The organism is Nocardiopsis sp. CNR-923 (assembly GCF_001942255.1).
In the GTDB taxonomy this organism is placed as follows: domain Bacteria; phylum Actinomycetota; class Actinomycetes; order Streptosporangiales; family Streptosporangiaceae; genus Nocardiopsis.
In genome coordinates this window covers 1-15,082 of record NZ_MKKC01000129.1, presented here as the reverse complement: position 1 = coordinate 15,082, position 15,082 = coordinate 1, and the positions used below count along the sequence as shown (strand labels likewise).

The window sequence follows — 15,082 nt, the reverse complement described above, 5'->3', positions numbered from 1 at the left end:
GGGGGGTCCAGGGGGGCAAGCGAGGAACGAGGGGAATCCGGGGGGCAAGCGAGGAACGAGGGGAATCCGTCACGCGGCTGACGAGGGAGGAGGTGAGCGGACGTGGAGTGCTACGACTGCATCCGGGTGGGGCGCACCGCCTCCGCCGTCGCGGTGTGTATGAGGTGCGGCGCCGGGGTGTGCGTGGAGCACGCGCACGAGAGCGCGGTGGAGGTGCGCCGCGCCGCGAGCCCGGGGCAGAGCGAGATGCCGGATCCGGCCCGCCACATCACCTGTCCGGTCTGCTTCCACGCCGAGGGGCTCGACCACGGCGGTTGACCGGCGCACGGGCGACTCCGGACCACCGTGGGGGGCGCGACGGCGCGTTGCCCCGTGTCCGGGCCCCGCCCGTGGTCGACCGCCCGCGGATCCGGGCAGCCGTCCGGCGCGCCCGTGCCCCGGCCAGCGGTGGCCGGGGCACGGGTCGTTCCTCAGGACGGGACCGGGCTCACTCCCTCGTGGTGCCCAGGGACATGTAGTCGTACATCGAGTACCCCGCGTGGTAGTACACGTTGGTCAGGTTCGGCGGCCGGTACAGCACCGTCCGCTCGAACACCACCGGCAGGATCGCGGCCTGTTCCATCGCCCGCCGGTCGATCCGGGTGTAGAACTCGGCGCGCACGTCCGGGTCCTCGACCGTGATGGCCTCCGCGAACCACGCGTTGATCTGCGAGTCGTTCAGCTCCGAGATGTTGGCGTTGCCCGCCTCCTGGATCGCGTCGCCGTCCAGGATCTTGCTCATGAACCCGTATCCGCTGGCCCAGTCCGGCGCCCACCCGTAGACGGTCAGCCCCAGGTCGTTGGCGTGCACGAAGTCCGGCGACCCCGCCTGGGTGTTGGTGTAGGTGTCCGAGGGGTACTGCTTGATCTCGGCGTCGATGCCCACGCGGGCCAGGGACTGCTGCAACGCCTCGGCCGTGCTCACGTCCGAGGGGCGGTCGGCGCGTGCTCCGATCGCGGTGGAGAAGCCGTCGGGCTGCCCGCACTCGGCCAGCTTCTCCCGCGCGGCCTCCAGGTCGCCCTTGTCGTCCTCGGACGGGTACAGGTCCATCTCCGGGTCCGATCCGGGCAGCGCGGCGGGCATGATCTGCGTGGCGATGTCGCCGCCGGTGTCCCCGCCCCAGGCGCGTTGCAGGGAGTCGCGGTCGGCCGCGTAGAGCACCGCCTGGCGGCAGGCCGGGTTGTCCAGCGGCTCCACGACGGTGTTGACGTTGACGTAGCGCAGGGTGTTGGTCTGCGGGTTGTCGACGTTGGGGCGTTCGTTCTCATCCGTGATCAGCGTGCCCCTCATCGCGGGCCCGACACCGACGCCCGCCAGGTCCACGTCGAGTTCGCCGTTGACCAGGCGCTGGTCGATCTCGTTCTGGTCGACTCCGACGCGCACCTCGATCCGGTCGGGCAGGGCTCGGCGCGTCGGGTCGGAGGCGGCGTCCCACTCCTCGTTGCGGACCAGGTCGAGGGACACGCCGGGCCGGTACTCCCCGTCGAACCGGTAGGGGCCGGAGGAGACGACGTGGCTCTGGTACTGCTCGCCGCGGTCGGCGTCGGGCGGGACCGGAGCCGTCTGCGGCTGGATGAGCACGTACGGGAACTCCGAGAAGCTCGTGTTGAGGTGGAAGACGAGGGTGTGGTCGTCGGGGGTCTCGATGCCGTCGAAGCCCTCCAGCGGGTCCCCGTCGGTCCCGTAGGGGCCCTCGTAGTCCTCGCTGTCGGCCAGCAGCTCCTGGAAGTACTTGGGACCGTTGGGCAGGGCCCGGGGGCCGAAGTTGCTGCGCGCGATGGCGTACTTGATGTCGCGCGCGGTGATCTCCGAACCGTCCTCGTACCGCAGGCCCCGCTTGATGCGCACGGTCCACTCGGTGGCGTCTCCGTTGGACTCCGGCATCGCCTCGGCCAGGTCGGGCTGGAGCTGGGTGCCCTCCTCCCCCGGCGCCTCGGTGTAGGTGAGCAGTGTGCGCGCGTAGTAGCGGGAGAAGTTCCAGCTGAACGCGTAGTAGGTGTTGCCCGGGTCGGGTGAGTCGAAGTCCGAGGAGATCGCGTAGCGCAGTGTGCCGCCGGCGGCGTCGGAGGGGTTGACGATGCTGGTCTCGCCAGCGTTGAACTCGGCGTCCGACATCTGGCCTCCTCCGCTGTCCGCGCCGCCGCACGCGGCGAGCAGCAGGGCCGCGGCCGTCGTGACGGCCGCGGGCGCGCTCGCCCACCGGCGCCGCCTCCGTCGCGGCTCCGCGGGCCTCGGGTGGTGCGTGGTCACCTTGCCTCCTGGTCGGTTGCCTGTCGGGCCGCTGGGAGCACGGCCCGGGGGTCGGGTGGGGGGAGGGACGGAAGCCGTCAGTCGGAGGAACGGGGATCGAAGGCGTCGCGCAGCCCGTCGCCGAAGAGGTTGAAGGCCAGGACGGTGACGAAGATGGCGAGGCCGGGCACGATCACGAAGTGCGGCGAGGTGGTGTAGAAGCGCAGCGCGTTGTCGAGCATGCCGCCCCAGGTGGGGGTGGGCGGGTTGATGCCGACGCCGAGGAAGCTCAGGGCTGCCTCGAAGAGGATGTTGGTGGGGATGAGCAGCGTGGAGTAGACCAGGATGGGGGTGACGAGGTTGGGCAGGATCTCGCGGAAGACGATGTGCGCGCTGCCCGCTCCCAGGCTCCGGGAGGCCTCGACGAACTCGCGTTCCTTGAGGGTGAGGGTCTGGCCGCGGACGATGCGGCCGATGTAGGGCCAGTTGAAGAACCCGATGATGAAGATCAGCACGCCCACCCGCAGGCCGTTGCCGGTCAGTCCGAACGCGCCGTCGGGGATGACGCCGACCAGGGCGATGGCGAACAGCAGCAGGGGAAAGGCCAGGAAGATGTCCATGGCCCGGCTGACGACGGTGTCGACCCACCCGCCGAAGTACCCGGCGGTGATGCCGAGGACCGTGCCGATGAGCACGCACAGAACGGTCGCGACCGTGGCGACCAGGAGCGAGGTGCGCGCGCCGTAGACGATGCGGCTGAACAGGTCGCGGCCGTTGACGGGCTCGACGCCGAGCAGGTGGTCGAGGCCGATCCCGCCCCAGGGGTCGAGGCCGAGTTCCGGGCGCTCGGGGTCCAGCAGGACGCCCCCGGTGAGCGGGTCGACCAGGCGCTGGTCGAACTGGTTGGGCGGGTAGCCCCACCAGGCCGTGAGCAGGGGCGCGAAGATCGCGACGAGGATGAGCAGGAGAACGGTGACGCCCCCGGCCACGCCGACCTTGTCGTGGCGGAACCGGTGCCAGGCGATCTGGCGCAGGGATCTGCTCGCGGTGTCGGTCCCCCGGGTGACGATCTCCTCGGGGTCGGCGTGCTGGGACGACTCGGGCGCGTCCAGGGGCGCGGCCATGCCCACCTTGCTCTCTGTGCGTGTTCGTTCGACTACGCACAGACTGCCCGAGGGGTGCGGACGTTCCAGCGTCCGCGCCGTCGGGGGTGTCACGGCGGGTGGGTGCGGGCGGGGTCGCGGCGACCTGACCGCCACCTTTACACCGTAGATTCCTCAGTGCGGCATCCGTCGGCCAGCCGCGGTTCCTCCCCGTCCCGTCCCCGGAGCGCGACACGCACCTCGACGGGGTCGGCGGGAAGGCCTGCGACGGCGACGAAGCCGCTGCGCCCCCCGGTGGGCGCGGACCGCGCCGTGCACGCGCCGGCCCCTCCTCACATGCCTCGTCGAGGGCCCCGGCCGACTCCGGCAGCGCTGTCTCGGATCCTCGGCAGTCCCCGTCCCAGCACACCCGCACCGCGGCGGTCCGTACGGCCACGGCGTCGGACGGCGCGACGTCCAGGGTCACACCCACCGGGACACCGATCGCCGAACAGGAACTCCCCCGCCGAGCGCCGACGCGCAGCCGGCGACCGCCCCGGCCGTGAACAGGGCTGCGACCCACCGGACCGCGACGCCCATCCTCACTCTCGCCCGCGTCCCTCCCCGTCGACCTGGCCGGCCGCTGCCGCGCTGGTGGCGCGGCGGCGGTGCGTCCCCGGCTGGCGTCGCCTCCGAGCGCGCGTCAACCACGACCGCGCAGCGCCCGGTACCGCGCCACCAGCGAGGCGGTGGAGGCGTCCAGACCGGAAACGTCGGCGTCCCCGATGAGCGCGGGCTCGACCCGCTTGGCCAAAACCTTGCCCAGCTCCACGCCCCACTGGTCGAAGGAGTTGATGTTCCACACCGCGCCCTGCACGAACACCTTGTGCTCGTAGAGGGCGACCAGCTGCCCCAACACCGACGGGCTCAACCGGTCGGCCAGGATCGTGGTGGTGGGGCGGTTACCCGCGAAGGTGCGGTGGGGAACCAGTTCGGCCGGCACCCCCTCCGCGGCGACCTCCTGCGCGGTCCTTCCGAAGGCGAGCGCCTGCCCCTGGGCGAACAGGTTGGCCATGAGCAGGTCGTGCTGGGGGACCAGGGCCTCGGGCAGGTCCGGGGCCGGGTCGGCGAAGCCGATCAGGTCGGCGGGCACGAACCGGGTGCCTGGTGCAGGAGCTGGAAGTAGGCGTGCTGGCCGTTGGTGCCGGGCGTGCCCCACACGACCGGGCCGGTCTGCCAGGCGACGGGCCGGCCGTCGCGCTGCACCGACTTGCCGTTGGACTCCATGTCCAGCTGTTGCAGGTAGGCGGTGAACCTGGACATGTGGTGGCTGTAGGGCAGCACCGCGTGGCTGTGGGCGTCGAAGAAGGCGCCGTACCAGACCCCCAGCAGGCCGAGCAGAAAGGGCAGGTTGCGCGCGGGCGGCGCGGTGGCGAAGTGTTCGTCCATGAGGTGGAACCCGGCGAGCATCTCACGGAACCGTTCCGGTCCCACGGCCACCATCAGGGACAGGCCGATCGCCGAGTCGTAGGAGTAGCGACCGCCGACCCAGTCCCAGAATCCGAACATGTTCTCGGGGTCGATGCCGAACGCGGACACGGCCTCGGCGTTGGTGGAGACCGCGACGAAGTGCTTGGCGACGGCCCCGCTGTCGGCGCCCACACCGAGGCCGTTCGCCAGCCACGCGCGCGCGGCGGTGGCGTTGGTGATGGTCTCGACGGTGGTGAACGTCTTGGAGGCCACGATGAACAGTGTGCGGGCGGGGTCGGCGTCGACGAGCGCCTCGTGCAGGTCGGCGCCGTCCACGTTGGAGACGAACCGGAACTCCAGGCCGCGGTCGGTGTAGGGGCGCAGCGCCTCGTAGGCCATCGCCGGTCCCAGGTCGGAGCCGCCGATACCGATGTTGACGACGCGCCTGACGCTCTGCCCGGTGTGCCCGAGCCAGGATCGGGAGCGCACGCGCTCGGCGAAGGCGGCCATCCGGTCCAGGACCCGGTGCACGTCGGGGACGACGTCGTGGCCGTCGGGGGCGATGACCTCGCCGCGCGGCGCGCGCAGGGCGGTGTGCAGGACGGAGCGGTCCTCGGTGAGGTTGATGCGGTCTCCGCGCAGCATGGCGTCGCGCAACTCGGCCACCCCGGTGGCGTCGGCGAGGGCGGTGAGCAGGTCCAGGGTCTGGTCGGTCACGAGGTTGCGGGAGTAGTCGGCGTGCAGATCGCCGACGTCGAGGGTGAACCGCTCGGCCCGGCCGGGGTCGTCGGCGAACAGGTCGCGCAGGTGCGATGCGCCGAACCGGCTGCGGTGCTCGCCCAGGGCGCTCCACTCACTGCGCTGGTCCAGCGGGGTGGCCGGTCGGGCCCGGCCCCCGGTGTCCACCGCGCCGTGGGAGGTCGTACTGCCTGACATCCGGTCGCTCCTCGTCGTCCGTGTCATCCGTGGACCGGCACGGTGAATCGGCGTGCCGGGGCCGCTCGTGCGGCGTCCCCAGCCTTTCACGGCCGCGGGGCCCTCCAGCGTCCCGCCACCGGCGATCTCTCCGGGGCATGACTGGAATCCCCCGCTCCGACCAGGCATGATCAAAGTAGGGGAAGCGAGCGCGAGGGGGCCGCCGGTGAGGGAGCAACCCGAGGACTTCACGGTGGACGGCTCAGCCGACATCGACGCCGTCGACGCCGTCATGGACGTGGGCGCGCCCGACCAGGACAGCGCCGTGGCCGAGTATCTGCTCGACCACCCCTACGGGCACCGCATCGAGGAGATCGAGGACCACGACGCCCTCGGAATCGACGCGGAGGTCCGTCAGGAGATCCCCGACCCCACACTGGCCGCCGGCGAGGACCGCTCGACCGTGCCCCGGCGCGAGGAACTCACCCGGCTGCTCAAGGCCGAGGAGTTCGCCGAGAAGGCGCGGCGCCGCAAGGACTGATCCGGGCCCGAGCCCGGCGTGGCCGCGGCCCTGATCGAGAACGACCAGGGGCAGGGCCTGGGACGGCGTCGAGCGGGTGTGGCCCCGGTTGACGGGGTGGCGGCAGTGGATCCGGTCGGAGGGATCCGGGCACTCCAACGGCGCCGACCGGGGCGTGCTCATGGACCAGCTGGGGCTGGCCGACGGCCTCACCCCCGAGCAGTGGTCGGCGCAGTTCGGCGGCATCCCCGTCGAGCGGGGGCTGGAGGTCGTGCGGGCCTACAGCGTGGCCTTCTTCGACCACCACCTGTGCGACGGGGAGCAGTCCCTCCTGGACGACCCCGAGGAGGCGTACCCCGAACTCGTGGTGGTCGAGCCCTGGCCCCGGCACGCCCCGGACCGGTGTCGGCGCCGTGCCTCCCCGGTCCGGCGGACCTCCCTACCCGCGCGGACGCAGGTGGCCAGGAGCTGTTCGAGAAGGTCGGGCGTGCCCTCCTGTCGGGCGAACGGCGCCTGGTAGCGCGCCCCGACGGCGCGCGGCGCGGCCGCTCGGACGCGCGGGGCCGGTCTAGCGTGCGGGGCGACCGTGTCGTCCCCGGCCTCCTCGGTCCCGTGCTCGGGAGCCAGGGGCGCCTGGTATCGGGCGCCCCGCGGCGCGGGACGGCGCCTGCGGCGGGCCCAGCGCCTGCGCGTGGCGGGTGCGTCCCGCTCGGCATCGGGTTCGGAGCGCTCCCCCGTGGGGGTGTACGTCACCGGCAGCCGGTCCAGACCGTGGATGGCCAGGGAGGCCCGCCAGGTCAACCGGCTCGGGTCGACGGCCAGAGCCATGCCGCGCAGGCGGTCGACGACCATGTCGAGGGCCGTGCGCACCAGGTCCCGGCAGAAGCCGGTGGCCGGGCAGCGGTGGGCCCCCGCGCCCCAGGACAGGTGGGATCGGTCGCCCGCCATGGCCATCGCGTCGTCGCCGTCCCGGACCACCGACGGGTCGCGGTGGGCGGAGGCGAAGCCGAACAGCATCGGCTCCCCCTGGCGGATGCGGGCCCCGTCCAGGCGCAGGTCCGTGGCACAGTAGCGCCCGGCGAGCACGCGGATCGGCGAATCTGTCCACATGACGTAGTCGAGGAAGTCCTCCGGGGTGAGGGCCCCGCCCAGGTAGGCGTTCCGCACGGCGGGATCCTCCAGCAGCTTGAGCAGAGCGTTGCCGATGAGGTGCGTGGTGGGTTCGTGCCCGATCTCCCAGAGCAGTGACAGGGCCTGTACCGCCTCGTCGTCGGTGAGGGCGTGGGGGTGCTCCAACAGGCGGCTGACGAGGTCTTCGCCCGGCTCGGCGCGCTTGCGGGCGACCAGTCCGGTGAAGTAGGCGCGGATCGCCAGCGCGGCGGGCTCGGCGCGTTCGGGATCACCGCTCCACAGCCGCGCGGTGAGGTCGGCGAGCAGGCTCCCGTAGGCGTCGGGCAGGCCGAAGAGCTCGTTGAGCACGAACGCGGGCAGCGGGGCGGCGAAGCGGCCGATGAGGTCGGCGGCACCGTCCGCCGCGACCGCGCCGAGCAGCCGCACGGCCGCGCGCTCGACCACCGGGACGAGCTGGGGCGTGCCCAGGGGAGCGAGCGCGTCGACGATGGGCGCGCGCAGTCGCCGGTGCTCCTCCCCGTCGTGGGTGAGCGCGCCCGTGCGCGCGGGCGCGTACCCGAGGCGCTCCACGGCCGGGGGTCGGCGGAGAAGTGGGTGTGGTCGCGCAGGACCTGGAGGTTCTCCTTGTAACCGAGGAGGAGCCAGCCCGGCATGCCGGGCGCGATCTCGACCGGTGCCACACCCCCGTACTGGTCGCGCAGGCGCGCCCAGGGCAGGTCGGCGGGGGTGGGCTCATGCAGGGCCAGTGCCGCGCCGACGGGGCAGCGCGCCGCCTCCGGCCGACCGACCGGGACGCCGTCGCGGTCGCCGGATCCGGTTCCCTGGTGCATGGAGACTCCTCGGTGGCTGTGGGTGCCGGACGACGCTATGCCGCCCATGTTTCCGGCGTGCTTCGGGCACGAAAGCTCCGGCTTTCGGCGCGGGACATCGGCCCGCAAGTCGGACCGCATGGGGGCCGCCGCTGTCCGGCGGTGCGGGTCGCGGGGACGTTTCGGGTGCGTCACGGCTCGGCCGGGAGGAATCCGGTGTGCGGCTAGGATGGTCCGTCGGCTCGACCACCACGATTTGGGAGAAGACACCGTGGGCAAGAGAGGGCGCGGACGGCGGCGGCACGGCTCCGGCCCGCGGGCGCGGGCCTGGGCGGGCCCGGGGCCCGCGGACGCCCCTTCCGCGATGGTGGACGGCGCCGTGGACGCCTCGTCCTGCGTGACGACGGGGGCGGTGTGGACCTGGCCGTCGCGCGCCTGGCCGACGTCGAGGATCCGGCCTGGGCCCGGACCGCGGGATCGGCGGTGAGGGACGCCCTGGTCCAGGGGCTGGTCGGGGTGTGGCGGCGCGGCTGGCAACCCGCCGAGACGGTGCGCCAGGTCGGCCGCGACCTCGGCCGTGCGGCCGCGGCCGTGTGCGCGGACGGGGTCGTGGCCGAGCACGGTCGGCACTCCCCCGACGCGGTGGACCCCCGGTGGAGCGCCCAGGTGCGGGAGCTGGAGCCCGGGCCGGAGTGGGACGGGGCCTACCTCGCGCGGGTGGGGGCACGGCACGGGCTGTCGCGGTTCGAGGTCGTGGAACTGGCGCTGCGGGTGCTGGCCGTTCTGCGGGTGCTGCCGCCGATGCGTCCGCTGGGACCGCAGCCCGGCGCCTACCGCCCCGGTCGCGCGGTCGCGGCTCGGGCGGTGTCGTCGGTGGACCGCTCTCGGCTGGAGCGGGTGCGGGCCCTGCTGGCCAAGGCCGAGTCGACGGAGTTCCCGCACGAGGCCGAGGCCCTGAGCGCCCGCGCCCAGGAGCTGATGGCCCGGCACAGCATCGACCGGGCGTGTTGGCACAGGAGCCCGAAGGGTCGAACGCCACGGCGGCTCGACGGCTCGCGGTGGACGCGCCCTACGACGAGCACAGGGCCGTCCTGCTGCACGAGGTCGCCGAGGCCAACCGCTGTCAGGCGGTCTGGCACCGGGAGCTGGGGCTGTGCACGGTGATGGGGTTCGAGGACGACCTGGACGCGGTCGAGCTGATGTTCACGTCGCTACTCGTTCAGGCCGAGACCGCGATGCGCGCCCGCGGCGCGGCGCGCGACCGGTCCGGGCGGGCCGCGGACCGGGACTTCCGGGCGTCGTTCCTCTCCGCGTTCGCGGTGCGGGTGGGTGAACGGCTCGCGGAGTCGGCCCGGGCAGCGCAGGAGGCCGCGGCGGCCGAGACGGGCGCCGACCTGGTGCCGTTGTTCGCAGCGCGGGAGCACGAGGTGAGCGCCGCCGTCGAGGAGGAGTTCGGGGCGCTGACCCGCACGCGGGTGCGCGGCCCCCACAGCGAGGACGGGTGGGTCCAAGGCCGGGAGGCGGCCGACTCAGCCTCCCTGGGCGGGCGCCGCCCGGTCCGGGGCGACTGACCCGGAGGTTCGAAGGAAGGGCCGGGGCCGCGCGTGCCGTCCACCGGACGGAACCGGGCACGTGTCGCACGGGTACCCGCGGACCCGGCACATCCGGGGGTCGCGTCTCCACCTGGGCGAGGGCGCTGTCCGCCACGCCCTTCGGCGGGCTGGCGGTGCGGAAGTTGGCCGTGGAGCGCCTCGCCCGGCGCTGGGTGCGCCCCGCCCCCCACCGAGGCGCACCGGATGTCGCGGACCGCTCGGTGTGAGGGTTGGCGTCAGCGCCTTCAGCCGTTGTCCGTCAGGTCGGGTCCACAGCGCCGCCGGCCATCAGCCAGCGGCGGACTCCGATCTCCAGCAGGAGGTGGGGGCGACCGCTCCCCTCGACGGGTTCCTCGATGTCCCCGCCGTAGCGGTCGCGGGAGGACGCCACGACGTCGGCGGGGAAGGAGTCGGTGCGCGCGGTCGCCGTGCCCTCCGCGACCACGGGCGCGTCCCCGTCGTCCAACGCCAGGGACACCCGCGGGTCCGCGGCGAGGTTGCGCGCCTTGACCGTGCCCGGCCCGGTGCAGACCCACCAGCGGTCCCGCAGGTGCGTGAACCAGACCGGGGTCAGGTGCGTCGATCCGTCGCGTCGCGAGGCGCACATCCAGGCGTTGCGGGCCGAGCGCAGGCGCTCGGTGAGGTGGTCGGGGACGGGGACGGACGGGCTGTCGGACACGTGACTCCCCCGGTCGTGGGCGGACGAGGAGGATTCTGAATCCTCAACCAGAGTCGAGGTCAAGTCGACCGCACGCCCCGAGTGTCGAGGACATTCTTTCGCTTCTCTGGATAAATCCGGAATTCCGGTTCCCTGGCCTTGATACTCAATATCCGAATTCTCCATCCGCCCGCCGACGGGACACCGTTGCCGCTACGATGTGCGCAGCCCACCCGCGCCCCGTCGACACCCACCGGACACGGCGCAGGGGCGGCGGAACCACCGACGGCCCCAGGGGCGCGTTCGCCGACCAGCACGGCCGCCCCACGGGCATCCACGTCCAGCTTTCCCGACCGTTGTGAGAACGCTTGTCGAACACACCGGACGACCGGTGCTGGCGGCGCCGGTTCGGTCTGTTGTGGGCCGGTGGCGCGCTGTCGGGGCTGGGGTCCATGACCCTCACCCTCGCCGTGCCCCTGCTCGCCCTGCACGAGAGCGGATCCCCCGCCCTGGCCGGGTGGATCGCCGCCGCCGCAATGGTGCCCCGCACCCTGCTGTACGTCCCCATCGGCGTGGTGGTCGACCGCCACGACCCCCGGTCCGTCATGATCTCCAGCCAGTGCGTGCGGCTGGGGAGCGTGGCGCTGCTGATCGGCCCGGTCCTGCTCCTCGACGCCTCCGTGGTGCTGCTGGCCGCGGCCGCCACCGTCCACGGCGTGTGCGCCGCCCTCCACGCGACCGCCGCGTCGGCGGCCGTGCCCCGCCTGGTGCCCGGTGACCACCTGACGACGGCCGCCGCGCGCAACGAGGCACGGACGCACGCCACGCAGATGACCGGGCGCCCGCTGGGCGGCGCGCTCTTCGGTCTGGCCCAGTGGCTGCCCGCGGTGTTCGACGCGGCGGTCTCGGCGGTCGGGCTGTGGCTGGTGGCACGGCTGCCCCGACTTCGTACGCCCTCGGTTGACGGCGGTTCCACGCCGAGCCGCGGGTGGGCGGTGACCCTGTGCCGGGACCTGTCGGCGGGCCTGAGCCGGGTGCGCCGCGACCGCTTCCTCCTCCTGGCGACCGCGGTCTGCGCCTGCACCAACGCGCTGTTCCAGACAGTGTGGCTGGTCATCATCGTCACGGCCACCGAACAGGGGCTGTCGGCCTTCCTGCTCGGCGCGGTGCTGGCCGCGACAGGGGCCGGAGGCCTGCTCGGCTCCCTGACCTCCCCCCGCCTGGTGCGGCGGCTGCGCCCCAGCACCGTGGTCACCCTGTGCCTGTGGGCGTGGGCGGGGGTCACCGCACCCCTGGCGCTGGCCGGGTTGGCGGGTCCGGGGCACCTGGCGGTGATCCTTCCCCTGACCTGGGGCGGGATCGGGTTCATCGGAGCCCACATGAACGTCACCGTGACCGCCTACCACGCCACGCGCGTGCCCACGGAGCTGCTGGGGCGGGTCACGGGCACCGTCCGACTGGTCACCAACGGGGCGCTGCCGGTCGGCGTGCTGTGCGGGGGCCACGTCCTGGAGGGCGTCGGCGTGCAGGCGACCGCCGTGTCGGTCACCGCGCTCATCCTCCTGCTCGCCGTACCGCTCACCCTGACTCGGGCCAGCGTGTGGGATCCGCCCGCGCCGCTCCCCGCTCCCCCACCGGGAACAGGGACTCCCCCACCGATCGCAGGGCGGCGTCGAGCATCCCCTGGATCCGCAGAGCGTCGCCGACCTGGCCTGTCCTGGCCTGGACGTGGTTGAACGCCCCGTCCGCGGCATCGCGCAGTTGGTCGACCGGCCCGCGCCGCCCCTCGGGAAGCACGCCGCGCAGGCGCTCGACCGCCACGACCGCGTCCAGGCTGTCCGTGCGCGCCTGCCGCAGCAGGTCGCCCAACTCCTCGTCACCGGGGCGGGGCGGGCCCTCGGCCCGGATGTGCGTGACCACCCGCACCGACATGCCCAGCCGGAGCACGGCCCTGCGCGCGTCGTCGAAGCGCGATCGCAACTCCTGGTCCCGGCGGCGCTCCCGCTCGAACAGGTGCCGGGTCCGTTCCACCTCCAGAGCGTGTTCCGCCCGCCAGCGCTCGGTGCGCGCGGCCCGGTGGGCGGCCAGCGCGGTTGCTCCGAGCGTGCTCAGGGCCGTGATGGCGCCGGTGATGAGCGCGACGAACACGGTGGAGTCCATACGTGCGGGTCACCAACCCCGGCGCGGCGCCAAGCCCCGGGCGGACGTCAACTCGGCGCGGATCCGGTTGCGGGTGCGTCGGGCCTCGGTGGCCGACCTGTCACCGACCAGGACCGCGTCCAGGACGTCGAGCGCGGACTGGCTCTGTCCGACCCGCCAGAGGGCCTGGCCGATCCCGGTGCGCAGGCTGGAGTCCCCGTGCACACGGCCAACGGCCGCCCGGAGCCCGTCCAGGGCTGCGGAGCGCTGGCCCGCACGGAGTCTGCTGCTCGACTGGGCGACGAGCAGCCGGGCCACGGCGGCGCCGTCCCCGACGGCCTCCGCGAGCTCCGCTGCCTCCGCGTAGTACGCGGCCGCGACGGCGGGCTCGCCGCGTTCGAAGGCGAGGTCGCCCAGGAGTGAGGTGAGCGTGGCGCGGTCGCGGGGCGCAGGCGGCGGAGTCGACCGCAGGGCCCGCCGCGCGTGCTCGCCCGCGAGATCGGGTTCGCCCCTGGTGTGGGCGCGGCGGGCCACGACGATGCGGTCCGCGGTCGTCCAGGGCTCCGGGGCGGACTCGCACGGGTGGGCCACCAGATCCAGGAGGGGGCGGGCCAGGCGTGGGTGGCGCAGGCGGTAGGCGGCGCCGTCCGCGGTGGGGGGTGACCAGGTGGCGGTCCTGGAGGGTGTGGACCAGGCCCCAGGTGAGGTCGGCGCGGCGCGCGTCGACGGCGTTGGCGGCGGGGGCGCTCGCGGCGCCGGAGGCGGCGGCGCCGCGCAGCCAGACGTACGGCAGGTCGCGGGGGACGAGGTGTTCGGCGGCGACCTCCTCCAGGAGGAGGGAGAGGTGGACGGCGAGGACGCGTTCGACGTCGTCTGCGGCGAAGGTCTCGAAGCCCTCGGCGTGCAGGAGGGCGCCCGCGGTCTGGAGCAGGGAGGGGTCGACGGTCGCGGCGAGGTCGGAGGCGTCGGCGGGGTCCGCGGGACGGCCCGTCGCGGCGGGACCGGCGGCCGGCCGCCCGGGAAGGGTGCGCACCTGCTCCACCAGGCGCTCGGCGACGTCCCGGGCGTGTCGGACGCGACGGTGTCCAGGGCGTGGGCGGCGGCCTCGACGGCGGCGTCCGGCGCCAGCGGCCCGAGGCGCACCTCGGAGTGGTCGGCCCCGTGTGCGGCGATCATGCGCCGCAGGTCGGCCAGGTGTTCGGTGCGCGCGGTGAGCAGCAGGTGGAGGCCGGGGTGATCGTCCAGCGCGACCAGGAGTTCGTCTATCAGGTCACCCCGGTGCGGTTCGGAGCGGGCCGGGGAACGCAACAGCGGCTCGGTCTGGTCGAGCGCGGCGAAGAGCGGCCGCACCCGGCCGTAGCGGTCGGCGCGGGCGTGGTCGCGGAGGAAGTCGCCGGCGGACCGGCCCGGCCCGTGGGTGGGGAACTCGCCCGGGTTCCACGACGCGAGCAGGGCGCGCGTCAAGGGGTTCTGCTCGGGCAGGACGGCGCTGGGAAAGGCCGGGTCGATCAGGAGCCGCCCCACGGGCAGGACGCGGGCTCCCCGGTCGGTGAGGGCGGGGACGGCGCCCGCCTGGAGGAGGGAGGTCTTGCCCGCCCCCGCGTCACCGTGCAGCACGGTCAGGCGGGCTCGGGTCCACGCCTGGACCAGGTCCCGTACCGTTTCCGTCCGGCCGAGGAAGAGATGGCGGTCACGGGGACCGAACGGCCGCCCACCGACGAACGGTCCCGTGCGACGTGCGTGACCGGCGGTGATTCGTGGCATGAAATCAGCTCCGAGCTCGGGAGGGGTTCCGTTCCGTCGCAATACGACGGACATCCCGAATCAGTGAATGGCGCGTGATCGGGCTTGGACGGCATTGCCCAGCCTTTATCACGGCCCTGCGGCGGACCAGCGAGGACGGATCGGCGTCGCGGTGCGGAAGTGACTCCCGGTGCGGGGGCGCCGGGACGGCCACGACCTCAGGCGTACTCGTCACCGTCGCTCGTGAACGACGCGATCGCCTCCGAAACGCCAGCTCCTGGCTCCAGAACCGACCGCAGAGCCCAGATGACCGCGGTCTCCCCGTACCCGTCGAGGTCGCGCAGGGTCAGACCGTCGGCATCCACCAGGGTCACCCCTCCAGAGAGGTGCTGTCGTGGCATCGACTTCCTCCTTCCGACCAGCGATAAAGAAGGGAACGGACGCGATCCCGCGGCGGCCGCCCTCCCTTTTCGATTCTTCGGTCGTCCCATGGAGTTTCTACCACCGGCCTGTCCTTCCCTAACATCTTCGCCTACCCTGAGTGCATATTCACACCCCTTCCGCACCCGCTGACCGAAATCCTCGACTCGACACCAGGAATCTACCGAAACCGGTCCAGAATGCCTGGTGGGGCCGATGTGAAACCGGAGGACATCGCGTGAGTTTCCTGAGTCAACCCCTATGCCGCCAAAGGCGCCTCCGAGACGGTAACGATCTTGCCGTTGGCCTGGTGAGTGGCGGGGTCGTAGACGGT

At 73.3% G+C, this 15,082-nt stretch carries 9 protein-coding genes and 2 pseudogenes; 4 read left to right on the top strand and 7 right to left on the bottom strand.

All coding sequences use genetic code 11. From position 1 onward, the window contains the following. Positions 1–102: 102 nt before the first annotated feature. A complete protein-coding gene (locus tag BJF83_RS22690) occupies positions 103–318 on the top strand; it encodes a DUF2180 family protein (protein ID WP_075927920.1) in 216 nt (71 codons plus the stop codon). 169 nt (positions 319–487) lie between these two features. Here the strand turns inward: BJF83_RS22690 and BJF83_RS22685 are convergent, their stop codons facing one another. The 3 genes and pseudogenes from BJF83_RS22685 to pgi all read right to left on the bottom strand — a co-directional run bounded on the left by BJF83_RS22685 (position 488) and on the right by pgi (position 5,757). Then, positions 488–2,290: an ABC transporter substrate-binding protein gene (locus BJF83_RS22685; protein WP_075927919.1), complete on the bottom strand. Its 1,803-nt coding sequence runs from the start codon at positions 2,288–2,290 to the stop codon at positions 488–490. Positions 2,291–2,367: 77 nt separating this feature from the next. Beyond that, positions 2,368–3,393 carry an ABC transporter permease gene (locus BJF83_RS22680; RefSeq protein ID WP_075927918.1) on the bottom strand — a complete coding sequence of 342 codons (1,026 nt, stop codon included), beginning with the start codon at positions 3,391–3,393 and terminating at the stop codon, positions 2,368–2,370. A gap of 661 nt (positions 3,394–4,054) precedes the next feature. Continuing rightward, positions 4,055–5,757 (bottom strand): annotated as a pseudogene (pgi, locus tag BJF83_RS22675) (glucose-6-phosphate isomerase). 205 nt (positions 5,758–5,962) lie between these two features. Here pgi and BJF83_RS22670 point away from each other — a divergent pair. Beyond that, a complete protein-coding gene (locus BJF83_RS22670; RefSeq protein WP_075927917.1) occupies positions 5,963–6,277 on the top strand; it encodes a hypothetical protein in 315 nt (104 codons plus the stop codon). A 258-nt stretch (positions 6,278–6,535) separates the two neighbouring features. On the opposite strand, the gene BJF83_RS22665 is transcribed toward BJF83_RS22670, so the two are convergent. Continuing rightward, positions 6,536–7,957 carry a cytochrome P450 gene (locus BJF83_RS22665; RefSeq protein ID WP_075927916.1) on the bottom strand — a complete coding sequence of 474 codons (1,422 nt, stop codon included), beginning with the start codon at positions 7,955–7,957 and terminating at the stop codon, positions 6,536–6,538. 510 nt (positions 7,958–8,467) lie between these two features. Between BJF83_RS22665 and BJF83_RS22660 the strand changes: the two are divergent. Continuing rightward, positions 8,468–9,767, top strand: a pseudogene (locus BJF83_RS22660) (DUF2786 domain-containing protein). Between the two features lie 280 nt (positions 9,768–10,047). Here BJF83_RS22660 and BJF83_RS22655 read toward each other — a convergent pair. Further along, positions 10,048–10,467 carry a pyridoxamine 5'-phosphate oxidase family protein gene (locus tag BJF83_RS22655; protein WP_075927915.1) on the bottom strand — a complete coding sequence of 140 codons (420 nt, stop codon included), beginning with the start codon at positions 10,465–10,467 and terminating at the stop codon, positions 10,048–10,050. A 347-nt stretch (positions 10,468–10,814) separates the two neighbouring features. Between BJF83_RS22655 and BJF83_RS22650 the strand changes: the two genes are divergently transcribed. Next, on the top strand, positions 10,815–12,182 hold the full coding sequence (locus BJF83_RS22650; protein WP_075927914.1) for an MFS transporter: 1,368 nt from the start codon (positions 10,815–10,817) through the stop codon (positions 12,180–12,182). 433 nt (positions 12,183–12,615) lie between these two features. Here BJF83_RS22650 and BJF83_RS22645 read toward each other — a convergent pair whose 3' ends face one another. Then, complete coding sequence (locus BJF83_RS22645) at positions 12,616–14,349, bottom strand: ATP-binding protein (protein ID WP_262391783.1); 1,734 nt, start codon at positions 14,347–14,349, stop codon at positions 12,616–12,618. Between the two features lie 197 nt (positions 14,350–14,546). Beyond that, the gene (locus tag BJF83_RS22640) at positions 14,547–14,729 is read right to left on the bottom strand and encodes an FXSXX-COOH protein (RefSeq protein WP_075927913.1); all 183 of its coding nucleotides are present in this window, start codon (positions 14,727–14,729) and stop codon (positions 14,547–14,549) included. Positions 14,730–15,082: the final 353 nt, after the last annotated feature.

Bases quoted from the DNA above. Each gene is read 5' to 3' on its own strand.
- BJF83_RS22680 (WP_075927918.1), bottom strand. From the start codon at position 3,393: ATGGCCGCGCCCCTGGACGCGCCCGAGTCGTCCCAGCACGCCGACCCC.
- BJF83_RS22645 (WP_262391783.1), bottom strand. From the start codon at position 14,349: ATGCCACGAATCACCGCCGGTCACGCACGTCGCACGGGACCGTTCGTC.
- BJF83_RS22640 (WP_075927913.1), bottom strand. From the start codon at position 14,729: ATGCCACGACAGCACCTCTCTGGAGGGGTGACCCTGGTGGATGCCGAC.